Source organism: Nocardioides sp. W7 (assembly GCF_022919075.1).
In the GTDB taxonomy this organism is placed as follows: Bacteria; Actinomycetota; Actinomycetes; order Propionibacteriales; family Nocardioidaceae; genus Nocardioides.
Genome location: NZ_CP095078.1, coordinates 2,691,074 through 2,706,436, shown reverse-complemented (window position 1 = coordinate 2,706,436; position 15,363 = coordinate 2,691,074). Strand labels below are relative to the sequence as shown.

Here is a 15,363-nt window from a genome sequence, read left to right as displayed (position 1 = left end):
GTGAAGCGCACCCGCGGTCGGATCGTCCACGTCGAGTCCCTCGGTGACCTGGACCGGAGGCTGGCCGCGGGCGCGCGGCGGCTGTCCGGCTGGCGGGTGCGAGCGGTCGACCTGACCGGCCACACCGCCGAGCTGCGCCGCTGCCGGGTGGCGGGCGCGTCGTTCCTGGGCTGCACCTTCGCGCCGGGCGTCGCCGACGACCTGTCGGCGGCCGGGGCGTTGGTGCTGCCCGCGATCCCCGACGTACCCGTCGACGTGCACCGCGCCGCCCTCTACTCCCCCGGCGATCTCTACGACACCGAGCTGTACGACGGCTCCCTCGACGCCCGCGCCTACGCCTGGGCGCAGCGGACCGGCGCCACCGAGCACGAGCTGGCCAAGACCCTGCACGACCACGCCGTCGATCAGGCCCTGCAGGCCTGGGTCCAGGGCCGTCAGCTGGTCGGGGTGATGGGTGGGCACGCCGCGCTCCGCGGTGAGCGGGGGTACGCCGAGGCAGCGCGGCTGGGGCACCTGCTCGGCGCGCGCCACGTCGTGGCGACCGGCGGCGGGCCGGGCGCGATGGAGGCGGCCAACCTGGGGGCTCGGCTGGCGGGCCGGCCCGCGCGCGAGCTCGAGGCGGCGCTGGCCGAGCTGGCGCAGGTGCCGTCGTACCGCCCCTCCGTGACGGCGTGGGCCGCGGCCGCCCGCACCGTCACCGACCGGGTCGCGGACCCGCGCGAGACGCTCGGGATCCCGACCTGGCACTACGGCCACGAGCCGCCGAACCTGTTCGCGACCGCGGTGGCGAAGTACTTCCGCAACTCCGTGCGCGAGGCGATCCTGCTGGAGATCTGCGACCGCGGCATCGTCTTCCTGCCCGGCGCGGCCGGCACCGTGCAGGAGGTCTTCCAGGACGCCTGCGAGAACTACTACGCCGACGAGTCCTCCACGGCGCCGATGGTGCTGGTCGGCGAGGAGCACTGGACCCGCACCCTGCCCGTCTGGCCGCTGCTCCAGGCGCTCGCCCGCGGGCGAGCCATGGAGTCGCACGTGCACCTGGTCGACACCGTCGAGGAGGCGGCGGCGCTGGTCGGCGGCGGCTGAGCTACGCGGCGAATCGACCCGCCTCGACCCCGGCCAGGGCGCGGTAGTGCTCGACCAGCCGCTCGTTGACCGCGCGCCAGGACCGGTCGCCGACGCTGCGTCGCGCGGCCAGCCCCATCCGGCGGCGGTAGAGCGTGTCGTCGGCGAGCCGCCCGACGTACGACGCCAGCTCGGCCGCGTCACCGGGCTCGTAGAGCAGACCGGCCACCCGGTCGGCGACCACGTCGACCGGCCCGCCGGCCCGCGGCGCCACGACCGGCACCCCGGAGGCCAGCGCCTCCTGCGCGGACTGGCAGTAGGTCTCGTGGCGGCCCGTGTGCACGAACACGTCGAGGCTGGCGTACGCCGCCCCGAGCGCCTCCCCGTGCAGTACGCCGAGGAAGGCGGCGCCGGGGAGCAGGGTGCGCAACCGCTGCTCCTCCGGGCCGCCTCCGACGAGGACCAGGCGGTAGCGCGGGTCCTCGGCCAGGGTGGTCAGCAGGTGCAGCTCCTTCTCGGGCGCCAGCCGGCCGACGTACCCGACGAGCAGCCGGCCGTCCGGCGCGAGCTCGCGGCGCAGGGCGGCGGAGCGGCGGACCGGGTGGAAGGCCTGGAGGTCGACGCCGCGGGGCCAGAGCACCGTGCGCGGGATGCCCAGCCCGTCGAGCTGGAGCAGGCTCGCGCTCGACGGCGCGAGGGTCAGGTCGACGCGGTGGTGGATGCGGCGGGTCAGGCTCGCCATCGCCCGGCACCCGCCGGCGATGCCGTACCGCTCGGCGAAGCCGACCAGGTCGGTCTGGTAGACCGCCAGGGTCGGGATCCCGAGCTCGGCCGCGGCCCGGGTGGCCTGGTAGCCCAGGGTCGCTGGCGAGGCGATGTGCACGACGTCGGGCCGGAAGCGGAGCATCACCGACCGCAGCCGGCGACGGGACTCCAGGCCGATCCGGAAGTCGCGGTAGAAGGGCAGGCTCGCCCCGCGGGCGTGGGTGACGGGAAAACCGGCGTACGACGGCGGGCCGGTCGGCGCGACCAGCTCGGCCACGTGGCCGGTGGCGGCGAGGTGCTCCAGGACGCGGCGCACGGAGTTCGTGACGCCGTTGACCTGCGGCAGGAAGGACTCGGAGACGATCAGGACCCGGAGGTTCTCCATGCACCGGACGCTAGGTAGCCGACCGCAACGCACGCCCAGGGTGACGTGGACGACACGTGAACCTCAGAGTGACAGGCGGTACGTCAGCTCCTGGCCGTACGCCGTGAAGCCGGCCCGCCGCAGGATCGGCCCGGACGTCTCGACCCGTCCCTTGACCAACGCGAACTCGGCGTCGTGCGCGACGGCGTACTGCAGTCGGGCGGCGAGCACCGCGCGGTAGCCGCCGCGGCCGCGCGCCTCGGGCACCACCCCGGCGCCCCAGAGCCGGGCCACCCGGCCCTCCTCGCCGTCCGCCAGGGTCAGCCCGCCGGTCCCGATCGGCCGGCCGTCGAGGTAGGCCACCGCCGCCGCGCCGAGCCCCTCGCGGTGGGCTCGCGCGGTGTCGTCGGCGAGCTCGCGGAGCCGCTCGTCGTCGGGCAGCTCGCCCTCGCCGAACGCCGCGATGGACACGCTCAGGTGGTCGCGGGTCGTCTGCTCGTCGAGCTGCCAGCGCACCTCGACGTCCGCGGGCACGCCGAGGTCGGGGACGCCCGGAGCGAGATCGATCGCGTGCACGTCGACGGTCTCGACGACCTCGCCGTCGAGGTCCTCCAGCGTCTCGCGCAGGTGCGCCGGAGCGCCGGGCTGCACCCGGACGTCGAGGGCGTCGTACCCCCAGGACCGCACCCGCGCGTCGGCGTCGACAAGCAGCCGGTCGACGTCGTCCTCGTCGTCGGCGACGAGGTGCAGCACCGTGGGCGGGGTGCCGAAGTACGCCGGCCAGTCCACGAGCAGCAGCTCCTCGGTGCTGTAGACCGTGGCGTCGTCCGGGAACCACAGCCACGCCGCCGACGCGGCGGCCACGTCCTGCGGAGTCACGACTCCGTGGCCGCCAGCTGACCGCAGGCGCCGTCGATCTCCCGGCCCCGCGTGTCACGGACGGTCGTCGGGATGCCCTTGGCCTCCAGCCGGCGCACGAACTCGCGCTCGTCGGCCGGGTCGGAGGCGGTCCATTTGCTGCCCGGGGTGGGGTTCAGCGGGATCAGGTTGACGTGCACCCAGCCCCAGTCGCCGCGCATCAGCACGTCGGCGAGCAGGTCGGCGCGCCAGGCCTGGTCGTTGATGCCGCGCATCATGGCGTACTCGATCGAGACCCGCCGCTTGGTCCGCTGGGCGTACTCGAAGGCGGCGTCGACGGTCTCCTCGACCGAGAAGCGGGTGTTGATCGGCACCAGCTCGTTGCGCAGCTCGTCGTCGGGGGCGTGCAGGCTCAGGGCCAGCGTGACCGGGATGCCCTCCTCGGTCAGCTGCTTGATCCGCGGCACCAGGCCGACGGTTGAGACCGTGATCCCGCGCGCGGACATGCCGAGGCCGTCGGGGGTCGGGTCGGTCATCCGGCGTACGGCGCCGATGACGGCGTTGTAGTTGGCCAGCGGCTCGCCCATGCCCATGAACACCACGTTGGAGACCCGGCCGGGACCGCCCGGGACCTCGCCGCGGGCCATCGACCGGTGGGCTGCCACGACCTGCTCGACGATCTCCGCGGTCGACATGTTGCGCTGCAGGCCGCCCTGCCCGGTGGCGCAGAACGGGCAGGCCATGCCGCAACCGGCCTGGCTGGAGACGCAGACGGTGGCCCGGTCGGGGTAGCGCATCAGCACCGACTCGACCAGCGCGCCGTCGAAGAGCTTCCACAGCGTCTTGCGGGTGGTGCCCTTGTCGGCCTCGAGCGTGCGCAGCGGGGTCATCAGCGCCGGGAGCAGCGCCTCGACCAGCTCGGTGCGCTGGCCGGCCGGCAGGTCGGTCATCTCGGCCGGGTCGTCGACCAGCCGCGCGAAGTAGTGGGTGGAGAGCTGCTTGGCCCGGAAGCCCGGCAGGCCGTGCTCCTCGAGGAGGGCCTTGCGCCCGGCTGTGTCGAGGTCGGCGAGGTGCCGCGGGGGCTTCTTGCGGCCGCGGGGCTCGTCGAAGACCAGCGGCAGCGCGGTCGCGCCGGCGGGCTGGTCGGGGGTTTCGGGGGAAGACATCTCGACGATTCTCCCATCCCGGACCAGGGAGCCGAAAACCTCAGCCCGGATCAGTCGACGTCCACCCAGTCGAGGGTCCGCTCGACGGCCTTCTTCCAGCCGGCGTACCCCTCGGCACGCTGGTCGTCGTCCCACCGCGGGCGCCAGCGCTTGCCCTCGTTCCAGTTCCGGCGCAGCTCGTCGGTGTCCTTCCAGAAGCCCACGGCGAGGCCGGCGGCGTACGCCGCGCCCAGGCAGGTCGTCTCCGCCAGCACCGGGCGGCTGACGTCGACGCCGAGCACGTCGGCCTGGATCTGCATGCACAGCTCGTTGGCGGTGACCCCGCCGTCGACCTTCAGGACCTCGAGTCGTACGCCGGAGTCCTGCTCCATCGCCACCGCGACGTCCCGGCTCTGGTAGCAGATCGCCTCCAGCGTGGCCCGCGCGACGTGCGCGTTGGTGTTGAACCGGGAGAGCCCGACGATCGCGCCGCGGGCATCGGAGCGCCAGTACGGCGCGAACAGCCCGGAGAACGCCGGCACGAAGTAGACCCCGCCGTTGTCCTCGACCTGGCGGGCCAGCGACTCGCTCTGCGCGGCCCCGGAGATGATGCCGAGCTGGTCGCGCAGCCACTGCACGGCCGAGCCGGTGACGGCGATCGAGCCCTCCAGCGCGTAGACCGGCTTGTCGTCACCGAACTTGTAGCAGACCGTCGTGATCAGGCCGGCCTTCGAGCGCACCGGCTCGGTACCGGTGTTGAGCAGCATGAAGTTGCCGGTGCCGTAGGTGTTCTTGGCCTCCCCCGGCTCGAAGCAGACCTGCCCGACGGTGGCGGCCTGCTGGTCGCCGAGGATCCCGGTCAGGGGCACCGCCCCGCGGAACGGGCCGTGCTCGTCGGTCCGCCCGTAGCCCGCCGGGTCGCTGGAGGAGCGGATCTCGGGGAGCATCGCCCGCGGGATGTCGAAGAGCGCGAGCAGCTCGTCGTCCCAGGCGCAGGTCTCCAGGTCCATCAGCATGGTGCGGCTGGCGTTGGTGACGTCGGTGACGTGCGAGCCGCCGTCGGTGCCGCCGGTGAGGTTCCAGATCAGCCACGAGTCCGTCGTACCGAAGAGCGCGTCGCCGCGCTCGGCCGCCTCGCGTACCCCGTCGACGTTCTCGAGGATCCACTGGATCTTGCCGCCGGAGAAGTACGTCGCCGGCGGCAGTCCCGCCCGCTCGCGGATCAGGTCGCCGTGGCCGTCGCGCTCCAGCTTCGAGGCGATCTTGTCGGTGCGGGTGTCCTGCCACACGATGGCGTTGTAGTACGGCCGGCCGGTCCTGCGGTCCCACACCACCGTGGTCTCGCGCTGGTTGGTGATGCCGACCGCGGCCAGGTCCTTGCTGGTCAGCCCGGCCTTGCCGAGCGCGGTCTCGATCACCGAGCGGGTGCGCTCCCAGATCTCGACCGGGTTGTGCTCGACCCAGCCCGCCCGCGGCAGGATCTGCTCGTGCTCGAGCTGGTGCCGGCCCACCTCGTCGCCGGCGTGGTCGAAGATCATGAAGCGGGTGCTGGTGGTGCCCTGGTCGACGGCACCTACGTAGGTCGTCATGTCGCTCTCCCCTGCAGGTGGGCTCAGGCGCCGGTGCTGTAGAGGATCCAGAGCACCAGGCCCGCCGACGCGAGCACGACCACGGCGGTGGTGACGATCCCGACCAGCATGAAGCGCCCGAAGCGCCGGGTGCGGGGCACGACCGTCAGCGCGATCGGGATGCCCAGCGTGACCAGCACCAGCGGGAACAGCTCCTCCGCGGTCTCGGTCTCGACGAACACGCTCAGCAGCGCGGCGTAGATCCCCGGGACCAGGATGACGAACAGCAGGCCGGTGAAGAAGCCGGAGAGGGACGTGAACGTCGGGTGGTCGCGGTGCCACCAGCTGGGCTCCACGGCGGGTGCCTGCTCCTCGGTGCTCATCCCGCCGAGAGTAGCGGCTCGGAGAGGGTCAGCAGGTCGGGCATGCCGAGGTCGGCCCACCGATCCAGATCGGGCTCGGCACCCGTCAGCGCCGCGGCGACCACGGTCCAGGCGGTCGCGTGCCCGACCAGCACCACGTCGCGGTCCGCGTGCACGTGCCGGATCGACTGCACCGCGGTGACCACCCGCACGCGCAGGACGGCCAGCGGCTCCCACCCCGGGACGGCAGGTACGTCGGGCTCCGCGAAGGCCCGACGTACCGCTGCCGGGAGGTCGTCGACCCAGGCCGCGCCGCGCTGGTGCTCACGCAGGCCGTCGACGATGCCCACCTCGTCGTCGGTGAGCAGCTGGCAGGTCTCGACCGCCTTCGGCTGCGGCGAGGTGAACCACACCGCACCCTGCGGCAGCCGGTCGCGCAGGGCCCACACGTCGTCGAACCCGGCCGGGTCGAGCTCCCAGGACGCCGCCGGCGTCGCCGGGTCGACGACCGGGCGGCCGTGCCGGACCAGGAAGAGGGTCATGCCCGGGTCCTAGAAGACCAGGTAGTGCAGGATCAGCCAGATCGGCGCGATCGTGGCGAGCAGCGAGTCGAGGCGGTCCATCAGGCCGCCGTGACCCGGGATCACCTGGCTCATGTCCTTGATGCCGAGGTCGCGCTTGATGACGGACTCGCACAGGTCGCCGAGGGTGGCCATCACGACCGTGACCAGGCCGAGCAGGATGCCGACCCACCAGTCGCCCTCGAGGAGGTGGACGACCAGCGCCCAGCCGGCCACCAGGCAGAACACGAGCGAGCCGCCGAAGCCCTCCCAGGACTTCTTCGGGGAGATGACCGGCGCCATCGGGTGCTTGCCGAACAGCACGCCGGCGACGTACCCGCCGGTGTCCGAGGCGACGGTCATCGCGATGAAGGTGATGATCCCCTGGACGCCCGGGTCGTCGAGCCCACGAGCGCTGACGCCCCCGCCCTCGGACAGCAGGAGGGCGACGAAGGACCCGAGGAACGGGACGTAGACCAGGGTGAAGACGGACGCCGTCGCGTTCTGGACGTAGCCGTCGATCCCCCGCCGCAGCAGCCAGAGCATGGTCAACAGGGCAGCGACCGCGGTGGCGGTCACGAGCGCCGGGGCGCCCCAGAAGTAGGCGACGACCACCATCACGACGCCGCCGAGCATCAGCGGCTGCTCGGGCAGGTCGATGCCCTTGGCACCGAGCCCGCGGCGCAGCTCCCAGATCGCCACGACGACGGCGATCGCGACGATCACCATGAACGCTGTCTTCCAGAAGAGCAGCGAGAGCAGGATCGCGCCGACGAGCACGAAGGCGGACGTGAAGGCCGCGCGCAGGTCGCGGCCGGCGCGGCCGTGGTCCTTCGGCGGCGCGGGGGTGGAGTCGGTCATCGGGAGGCGTGCGAGCGGGAGGTCTCAGACCTCCAGCAGCTCGGCCTCCTTGTTCTTCAACAGCTCGTCGATCGCGTCGGTGTGCTTCTTGGTGACGCCGTCGAGCCGCTTCTCGGCACCGGTGACGTCGTCCTTGCCGACCTCGCCGTCCTTCTCGAGCTTCTCGAGGTGCTGCTTGGCCGTACGCCGCAGGTTGCGCACCGCGACGCGGCCGTCCTCGGCCTTGGCCTTGGCGACCTTGATGTACTCCTTGCGGCGCTCCTCGGTCAGCTCCGGGAAGTTGCAGCGCAGCATCTTGCCGTCGTTGGAGGGGTTCACGCCGAGGTCGGAGTCGCGGATGGCCCGCTCGATGTTGCCCATCGCGCCCACGTCGTAGGGCTGGATCAGGATGATCCGGGCCTCCGGGGCGGTGAACGACGCGAGCTGCTGGAGCGGGGTCGGCGAGCCGTAGTAGTCGACGACGATCTTGCTGAACATGCTCGGCTGGGCGCGTCCCGCCCTGATCGCCGCGAATTCCTCGCGCGTCGCCTCGACCGACTTGGCCATCTTGCCGTCGGCCTCGTTGAGGATGTCGTTGATCACGGCTGCTCCCGTTCTTCGTGGTCGGTGCTGTGCTGCGGCCCGGAGGTCAGTCGCGCGAGACCGTCGTACCGATCTTCTCACCCTTGACCGCGCGGCCGATCGTGCCGTGGGTCGAGAGGTTGAAGAAGACCATGTCGAGGTCGTTGTCGCGCGCCAGGCTCACGGAGGTCGCGTCGGCGACCTTCAGGTCGCGGGCCAGGAACTCGTCGTAGGTGAGGGTGTCGAACTTCACCGCCGACGGGTTCTGGTGCGGGTCGGAGTCGTAGACGCCGTCGACGCCCTGCTTGCCCATCAAGATGACCTCGCAGCGGGTCTCGAGGGCGCGCTGGGCCGCGACGGTGTCGGTCGAGAAGAACGGCATGCCCGCGCCGGCACCGAAGATGACGACCCGGCCCTTCTCCAGGTGCCGGATCGCGCGGCGCGGGATGTAGGGCTCGGCGACCTGGCCCATCGTGATCGCCGTCTGCACCCGCGTCTCGACGCCGTGCTTCTCGATGAAGTCCTGGAGCGCCAGGCAGTTCATCACCGTGCCGAGCATGCCCATGTAGTCGGCCCGGGCCCGCTCCATGCCGCGCTGCTGGAGCTCGGCGCCGCGGAAGAAGTTGCCCCCGCCCACCACGATCGCCACCTCGACCCCCGACGTGGCGACGTCGGCGATCTCCTTCGCGGTGGCGTTGATGACATCCAGGTCGAGGCCGACCTGGCCACCGCCGAACACCTCGCCCGAGAGCTTCAGGAGCACACGCTTGTACCCGGTCACCGAGGACCTCCCTGGTCGATGTCGAAAGGTCTGGCCGGTCGCGCACGAGCGCCCGGCCACCGGGAGCAACCTATCGGATGACCGACCCCGACCACGACGCCAGCACCCCCGACGAGTCCGAGGCACCGGCCGGGCCTCGGCTACGGGCTGGAGGAGCTGCCGCCCGACGCGGCCAGGGCGATCGCGACGATGACCCCGATCACGACCAGTGCGGCGAGCACCGCCGCGACGATCTTCGGGACGCTCCACGGGCGGTCGCCGACGACCTCGCCGGTGTTGGCGTTGACCATCACCTGCCAGGTCTTGCCGCCGTACAGGTAGGTGGCGATCCACAGCGGCATCAGCACCAGCTTGAACATCGCCTGCGAGTAGGTCACGTCCATGTCCGAGACGCGCTGCTCGTCGCCGCCGATGTCGCGCTCGCAGTCCTCCTCGATGACGCCCCGCATCTGCTCGCGGGCCTCGGTGGAGCCCTGCTGCGGGTCGACGTCGTAGCGCAGCGCGGAGTAGCCGGTGAGGAACTCCTGCTGGAACGGCCGGGCGTCGGCGAGCGTCCAGGGACCCATCTTGTCGAGCTTCTCGCTGTCCAGCCGCTCGGTGCCGACGACCAGGACGTCGTCGAACGAGCGGGAGACGTGACCCTGGGCGTGGTGCCAGCGGGTACGCCGCTCCTGCCGGGTCTCGGTGCGGGTGCCGCCCTTGCCGTCGGAGACCTGGTGGCTGACGGTCACGTAGTAGTACTCGCCGCGCTGACCCTCGTAGTCGGTCTCGGTGTGCGCGTCGTAGGTCCAGTGCGGCACGTAGGTGCCGTGCAGACCCTCGGTCGAGCCGACCTTCTTCAGTGCGCCCGGGGCGAACCGCCGCGACCGCACCCAGGTGCCGAACGCCTCCTGGGCCCCGCGCTGGTCGACGTGGAACGGCACGACCGCCTCGGGGCCGACGAGGCCCTCGGGCTGGTCGACGGCGATCAGGGCGCCGCCGCAGAACTGGCACTTCCCGGCCAGGTCGGCGGTCTCGGTGCTGGCACCGCAGCCCTTGCAGCGCATCACGTGGGCGCCGAGCTGGGCGACCTCGACGTCACCGTGCGTGCTCACCCACTCCTCGAACGAGTGCTCGCGGATGGTCGCGGTCGACGCCGCGATCTCCAGCTGCGTGCCGCACGAGCCGCACTTCAGCGTCGTGGTGCCGGGGGCGTACGCCGTCTGCGCACCGCAGGTCGGACAGGTCGAGCTGAGCGGCGCGATGGCCGCGGAGGTCTCTTCGGACATGAGGAACGAGCTCCAGGTCGGTCAGGGAGGCCGGATCAGGCCTGCGGCGGCAGCGGCGGAGGCGTGGCGGCGAACAGCCCCTGCAGCTCGGGAAGCTCGGACGCGGCCGTCCAGGCGCCCATGCCCTGCTGCCAGACCAGGGTCGTCGGGGTGAGCTCGCCGGCGGCGACCCGGCCGGGGAGATCGGCGGCGGACACCGGACCGACCTGGGCTCCCCCGATGGCCAGGAACCACGGCTGGGCGGCCCCCGGCACGGGCGGCGGACCGGCTGCCGGCTGGGCGGCGGGGGCGGCCTGCTGGGGCGCGAGCGAGTCGGCCATCTGGCGGCCGAGCGCCATCCCGACGCCCAGGCCGAGGCCCTCCCCGGCACCGCCGGGGTTGTTGGCGGCGTCGCCGATCGCCTCGGCGGCCTGGAACTTGGCGTACTGGTCGAGGTTGCCGAGCACCCCCATCTGGGTGCGCTTGTCGAGCGCCTCCTCCACCTCGGGCGGCAGGGAGATGTTCTCGATGATGAAGCGCGGGATCGAGATGCCGAAGTCGGCCAGGTTGGTCGTCAGGGTGCCGGCGAGCGTGGCGGCGATGGTCTGCTGGTTGGCCGCGAGGTCGAGCATCGGCAGGTTGGAGTTGGCGAGCGCGGTGCCGACCTGGCTGACGATGTTCTGGCGCAGGAACTCCGAGACCTCGTCGGTGCGGAACTGCGGGTCGGTGCCCACCAGCTGGCGCAGCAGCTTGGCCGCGTCGGTGACCTGGAGCGCGTAGGTGCCGAAGGCCCGCAGTCGGACCATCCCGAACTCCGCGTCCCGCACCGTGACGGGGTTCTGGGTGCCCCACTTCAGGTCGGTGTACTGGCGCATCCCGACGAAGTAGACCTCCGCCTTGAACGGGGAGTTGAAGCCGTACTTCCAGCCCTTGAGCGTGGAGAGGATCGGCAGGTTCTTCGTCTCCAGCGTGTAGGTGCCGGGCGCGAACACGTCGGCGATCTGTCCCTCGTTCTCGAAGATCGCCACCTGACCCTCACGGACCACGAGCTGCGCGTTCATCTTGATCTCGTTGCCCTGGCGGGGGAAACGCCACACGAGAGTGTCGCGACTGTCGTCGAGGAACTCGACGATGTCGATGAACTGACCGCGCACCTTGTCGAACAGACCCATGATTCCCCTTGTGCGCTGAGCTTCGCGACCCCGACGGCCGCACCGGGACACTACTCGGTCCCGGGGTCCCGGTCTGAGCTATTCCCCAGACCCACGGTGGACACGGGGGTGAGCAAGATCTCGGGAGATGCCACGAGGCCGGACCGGAGCTCTCGCTCCGGCCCGGCCTCGGTGGTGGTGCCCAGATCTTGGTGCCTCGCTCAGGCGCCGACCTCGAAGCGGGCGAACCGCGTCACGGTCGTACCGGCCTCGTCGAGGACGGCCTTGACCGACTTCTTGCTCTCGGTCACCGACGGCTGCTCCAGGAGGACGACGTCCTTGAAGAAGCCGTTGAGCCGGCCCTCCGTGATCTTGGCGATCGCCTGCTCGGGCTTGCCCTCCTCGCGCGAGGTCGCCTCGGCGATCTCACGCTCCTTGGCCACGACGTCCGCTGGGACCTCGTCACGGGTGAGGTACTGCGGGCGCATCGCGGCGACCTGCATCGCGGCGGACCGAGCAGCGTCGGCGTCGCCGGCGTACTCGACCAGGACGCCGACGGCGGGCGGCAGGTCGGCGGCACGCTTGTGCATGTAGGCCACGACCGTGCCGTCGAAGTGGACGTACTGGCCCAGCTCGATCTTCTCGCCGATCGAGACCGCAAGGGCGTCGATGACGGAGCCGACGGTCTGGCCGTCGAGCTCGACGGCCTTGAGGGCCTCGGCGTCGGCCGGCTTGGCCTCGGCCGCGGCGTCCGCGATCTTCTGCGCGGTGTTCACGAAGTCGTCACCCTTGGCGACGAAGTCGGTCTCGCACTTCAGCTCGACGAGGACGCCGGCCGCATGGGCGACCAGGCCCGCGGAGGCCTCGCGCTCGGCGGCGCGCTCGGCCATCTTCTTGCCACCCTTGATCCGCAGGATCTCGACGGCCTTCTCGAAGTCGCCGTCGGCCTCGGTCAGGGCCTTCTTGCAGTCCATCATGCCGGCGCCGGTCTGCTCACGGAGCTTCTTGACGTCGGCGGCGGTGATGTTCGCCATGTGTCTCTTCCCTCTAGATCGTGTGGAACTGCGGCACTCACCGGCCCGCCGCGGTCAGGTGAACGTCAGGCCTTGACCTCGTCGGCGGCCGGCTCCTCGGTGGCGGCCTCGGCGGCCGGCTCCTCGGTGGCCGGCTCCTCGGTGGCCGGCTCCTCGGTGGCGGTCTCGGCGGCCGGCTCCTCGGTGGCGGTCTCGGCGGCCGGCTCCTCGGTGGCGGGCTCGGCAACCGCGACGGCCTCGGCACCCTCGGTCGACGCGCCAGTGGCCTCGGAGGCCGGGGCCTCGCCGGCGGGGGCGCTGGTCGCGGTCTCGGCAGCCTTCTCGGCGGCACCCTCGAGCAGCTCGCGCTCCCAGTCGGCCAGCGGCTCGGCGACACCGGGCTCGGTGCTCCCGGTCTTGGCGCCGGAGCGGGCGATCAGACCCTCGGCCACGGCGTCGGCGACGACGCGCGTCAGCAGACCGACGGCGCGAATCGCGTCGTCGTTGCCCGGGATCGGGAAGTCGACGAGGTCGGGGTCGCAGTTGGAGTCCAGGATGCCGATGATCGGGATCTTGAGCTTGCGGGCCTCCTCGACAGCGAGGTGCTCCTTGTTCGTGTCGACGATCCACACCGCGTTGGGGGTGCGGGTCATCTCGCGGATGCCACCGAGCGACTTGTTCAGCTTGTCGCGCTCGCGACGCATCTGCAGCAGCTCCTTCTTGGTGCGAGTGCTGCCGGCGACGTCGTCGAAGTCGACCTCGTCGAGCTCCTTGAGCCGGTTGATCCGCTGGTGCACGGTCTGGAAGTTGGTGAGCATGCCGCCGAGCCAACGCTGGTTGACGTAGGGCATGCCGACGCGGGTCGCCTGCTCGGCGATCGCCTCCTGCGCCTGCTTCTTGGTGCCGACGAACATGATCGTCCCGCCCTTGGCGACCGTCTCCTTGACGAAGGCGTAGGACCGGTCGATGTAGGCCAGCGACTGCTGCAGGTCGATGATGTAGATGCCGTTGCGCTCGGTGAGGATGAAGCGCTTCATCTTGGGGTTCCAGCGACGGGTCTGGTGCCCGAAGTGGACGCCGCTCTCGAGGAGCTGGCGCATGGTCACGACTGCCATGTGGTTTCTCTTCTCCTGGTGGCCGGCACCCGTCTGCGTGCCCTTGAAGCAGGGCAAGCCGGGAGTCCGGACCGGTTGTCTTCAGTTCATCGCGACCGACGGGTGCCGGTCGCCCTGACGCCTGCGCGTGGCCCGACCCGCATCTCTGCGGGACCGAGGGCCATCGCCCGCGGGTGGTCGGCCCCTGGAGAGGGACCGTCGCGGTCAGCCGACGTGCGTAGTCGATCTGGGTGCAGGCACCCGGATCGCGTCCGCCAGACTACGGGACCTCGGGCCTGGACCGCCAATCGCGCGACGGTGGCCCCGGCCCAGGCCATCTGTCGTCCACAACCGGGTCCGCCGACGGGGTTCTCCACCGGGTACGACGGGTCGTCCGCCGCGCGACGCTGCCACCGCCACTCTCAGGGCATGGCCCGCTCTCTCACCGCCCTCGTCGCCGCCGTGCTCACGGTCTGGCTGACCGTCTCGTCGAGCTCCCCCGCCGGAGCTGCGGACACAGACCCCGTCGGCCACTGGCCGCTGGCGCCCGAGCCCGAAGTCGTCGCTCGCTTCGACCCGCCCGCCGACCCCTGGGGCGCCGGGCACCGCGGCGTGGACCTGCTCGGCCGGCCGGGGCAGGCCGTCCTGGCGGCCCTCCCGGGCCGGGTCTCCTTCGTCGGCTCGCTGGCCGGACGCGGCGTGCTGGTGGTCGACCACGGGGCCACCCGCACCACCTACGAGCCGGTCAGCGCCACCGTCGCGGTCGGAGCCGACCTCGCCGCCGGCGCACCGATCGGCATCCTCCAGGCAGGCGCGTCGCACTGCGCCCCCCGCGCGTGCCTGCACTGGGGCTGGATCGAGGGTGCCGAGACCTACCTCGACCCGCTGCGCCTCGTCGGTGGCGGACCGGTGCGGCTGCTGCCACTGTGGCGCGAGGAGCCGGTCGGCGCCGCCCCGGTGCCGCAGCGGTCGGCGTACGACGGCTGGCGCCCGCCGGTCGTCACGCTCCGCCTCTCCTGGTGACCACCAAGGCCGAGTCAGCACCAGTGGTGCTGACTCGGCGTCAGGCGCGCGGGTGGGCCTGCTGGTAGGCCCGGCGCAGCCGGTCGGTGGTGACGTGGGTGTAGCGCTGCGTGGTGGCCAGCGAGGCGTGGCCGAGCAGCTCCTGGACCGAGCGCAGGTCCGCACCGCCCTCGAGGAGGTGGGTGGCGGCGGAGTGACGGAGGCCGTGGGGTCCGATGTCCGGCGCGCCCGGCACCTCGGCAATCCGTCGGTGCACCAACGTACGCACCGCCCGCTGGTCGATCCGGCCGCCGCGGGCCCCCAGGAACAACGCCGCGCCCGAGCCCTCCCGCGACAGCAGCGGGCGACCCTGGCGCAGCCAGAACTGCAGGGCGCGGGCCGCCGGCCGCCCGTAGGGCACCGTCCGTTCCTTGCGCCCCTTGCCGAAGACCCGGACGACGGACCGGTCGTCGTCGAGGTCGTCGATGTCGAGGCCGACGAGCTCGCCCACCCGGATGCCAGTCGCGTAGAGCAGCTCGAGCATGGCGACGTCGCGCAGCCCGACCGGGCTCCCGTCGTCGGCGAGCGTGGTCGCGGCGCCGATCAGGTCCTCGGCCTGGTCGGCGCGCAGCACCGAGGGCAGGGTCGAATGCGCCTTCGGTGAGCCGAGGCTGGCGCCGGGGTCGGTCGGGACCCGGCCGGTGCGGGCCAGCCAGGCGGTGAACACCCGGGCTGCGGTCGCGCGGCGGGCCAGGGTGGTGCGCGAGCGACCCATCGTCTGCTGCTTGGCCAACCAACTCCGCAGGGTGCGCAGGTCGAGCTCGGTGACGTCGGCGAGTCCCATCCGGTGGGCGTGGTCCAGCAGGCCCGTCAGGTCGCCCAGATAGGCCCGCACGGTGTGCGGGGTGAGGTCCCGCTCGGAGACCAGGTGCCGCTCGTACTCGCCCAGCACCCGCGCCATCGACT

General features: G+C 71.9%; 16 protein-coding genes. 2 read left to right on the top strand and 14 right to left on the bottom strand.

What is annotated here, in order from left to right:
• On the top strand, positions 1-1,086 hold the full coding sequence (locus MUB56_RS12860; protein WP_244932282.1) for an LOG family protein: 1,086 nt from the start codon (positions 1-3) through the stop codon (positions 1,084-1,086).
• A gap of 1 nt (position 1,087) precedes the next feature.
• Here the strand turns inward: MUB56_RS12860 and MUB56_RS12855 are convergent, their stop codons facing one another.
• The 13 genes from MUB56_RS12855 to rpsB form a co-directional block, all read right to left on the bottom strand.
• Positions 1,088-2,215 carry a glycosyltransferase family 1 protein gene (locus MUB56_RS12855; protein WP_244932281.1) on the bottom strand — a complete coding sequence of 376 codons (1,128 nt, stop codon included), beginning with the start codon at positions 2,213-2,215 and terminating at the stop codon, positions 1,088-1,090.
• Positions 2,216-2,278: 63 nt separating this feature from the next.
• A complete protein-coding gene (locus MUB56_RS12850; RefSeq protein ID WP_244932280.1) occupies positions 2,279-3,073 on the bottom strand; it encodes a GNAT family N-acetyltransferase in 795 nt (264 codons plus the stop codon).
• Positions 3,070-4,218 (bottom strand): 23S rRNA (adenine(2503)-C(2))-methyltransferase RlmN, encoded by a 1,149-nt coding sequence (gene rlmN, locus MUB56_RS12845; protein ID WP_244932279.1) that lies wholly within the window; start codon positions 4,216-4,218, stop codon positions 3,070-3,072. Before rlmN ends, MUB56_RS12850 begins: the two co-directional genes overlap by 4 nt.
• A gap of 50 nt (positions 4,219-4,268) precedes the next feature.
• On the bottom strand, positions 4,269-5,786 hold the full coding sequence (gene glpK / locus MUB56_RS12840) for a glycerol kinase GlpK (protein WP_244932278.1): 1,518 nt from the start codon (positions 5,784-5,786) through the stop codon (positions 4,269-4,271).
• 23 nt (positions 5,787-5,809) lie between these two features.
• Complete coding sequence (locus MUB56_RS12835) at positions 5,810-6,148, bottom strand: hypothetical protein (protein WP_244932277.1); 339 nt, start codon at positions 6,146-6,148, stop codon at positions 5,810-5,812.
• On the bottom strand, positions 6,145-6,669 hold the full coding sequence (locus tag MUB56_RS12830; RefSeq protein WP_244932276.1) for a histidine phosphatase family protein: 525 nt from the start codon (positions 6,667-6,669) through the stop codon (positions 6,145-6,147). Before MUB56_RS12830 ends, MUB56_RS12835 begins: the two co-directional genes overlap by 4 nt.
• A gap of 9 nt (positions 6,670-6,678) precedes the next feature.
• Positions 6,679-7,548 carry a phosphatidate cytidylyltransferase gene (locus MUB56_RS12825; RefSeq protein WP_244932275.1) on the bottom strand — a complete coding sequence of 290 codons (870 nt, stop codon included), beginning with the start codon at positions 7,546-7,548 and terminating at the stop codon, positions 6,679-6,681.
• Positions 7,549-7,572: 24 nt separating this feature from the next.
• Positions 7,573-8,127: a ribosome recycling factor gene (gene frr / locus MUB56_RS12820; RefSeq protein ID WP_244932397.1), complete on the bottom strand. Its 555-nt coding sequence runs from the start codon at positions 8,125-8,127 to the stop codon at positions 7,573-7,575.
• 49 nt (positions 8,128-8,176) lie between these two features.
• Positions 8,177-8,890: a UMP kinase gene (pyrH, locus tag MUB56_RS12815; RefSeq protein ID WP_244932274.1), complete on the bottom strand. Its 714-nt coding sequence runs from the start codon at positions 8,888-8,890 to the stop codon at positions 8,177-8,179.
• A gap of 140 nt (positions 8,891-9,030) precedes the next feature.
• Positions 9,031-10,158: a hypothetical protein gene (locus tag MUB56_RS12810; protein ID WP_244932273.1), complete on the bottom strand. Its 1,128-nt coding sequence runs from the start codon at positions 10,156-10,158 to the stop codon at positions 9,031-9,033.
• 35 nt (positions 10,159-10,193) lie between these two features.
• Entirely contained in the window at positions 10,194-11,309 is a 1,116-nt protein-coding gene (locus MUB56_RS12805) for an SPFH domain-containing protein (RefSeq protein WP_244932272.1), read from the bottom strand.
• Between the two features lie 200 nt (positions 11,310-11,509).
• A complete protein-coding gene (gene tsf / locus MUB56_RS12800; protein ID WP_244932271.1) occupies positions 11,510-12,322 on the bottom strand; it encodes a translation elongation factor Ts in 813 nt (270 codons plus the stop codon).
• A 65-nt stretch (positions 12,323-12,387) separates the two neighbouring features.
• Positions 12,388-13,416, bottom strand: a complete 1,029-nt coding sequence (rpsB, locus tag MUB56_RS12795) for a 30S ribosomal protein S2 (RefSeq protein WP_244932270.1) — start codon at positions 13,414-13,416, stop codon at positions 12,388-12,390.
• A gap of 408 nt (positions 13,417-13,824) precedes the next feature.
• Between rpsB and MUB56_RS12790 the strand changes: the two genes are divergently transcribed.
• Positions 13,825-14,418: a M23 family metallopeptidase gene (locus tag MUB56_RS12790; RefSeq protein WP_244932269.1), complete on the top strand. Its 594-nt coding sequence runs from the start codon at positions 13,825-13,827 to the stop codon at positions 14,416-14,418.
• 40 nt (positions 14,419-14,458) lie between these two features.
• Here the strand turns inward: MUB56_RS12790 and MUB56_RS12785 are convergent, their stop codons facing one another.
• On the bottom strand, positions 14,459-15,358 hold the full coding sequence (locus tag MUB56_RS12785; RefSeq protein WP_244932396.1) for a tyrosine recombinase XerC: 900 nt from the start codon (positions 15,356-15,358) through the stop codon (positions 14,459-14,461).
• Positions 15,359-15,363: the final 5 nt, after the last annotated feature.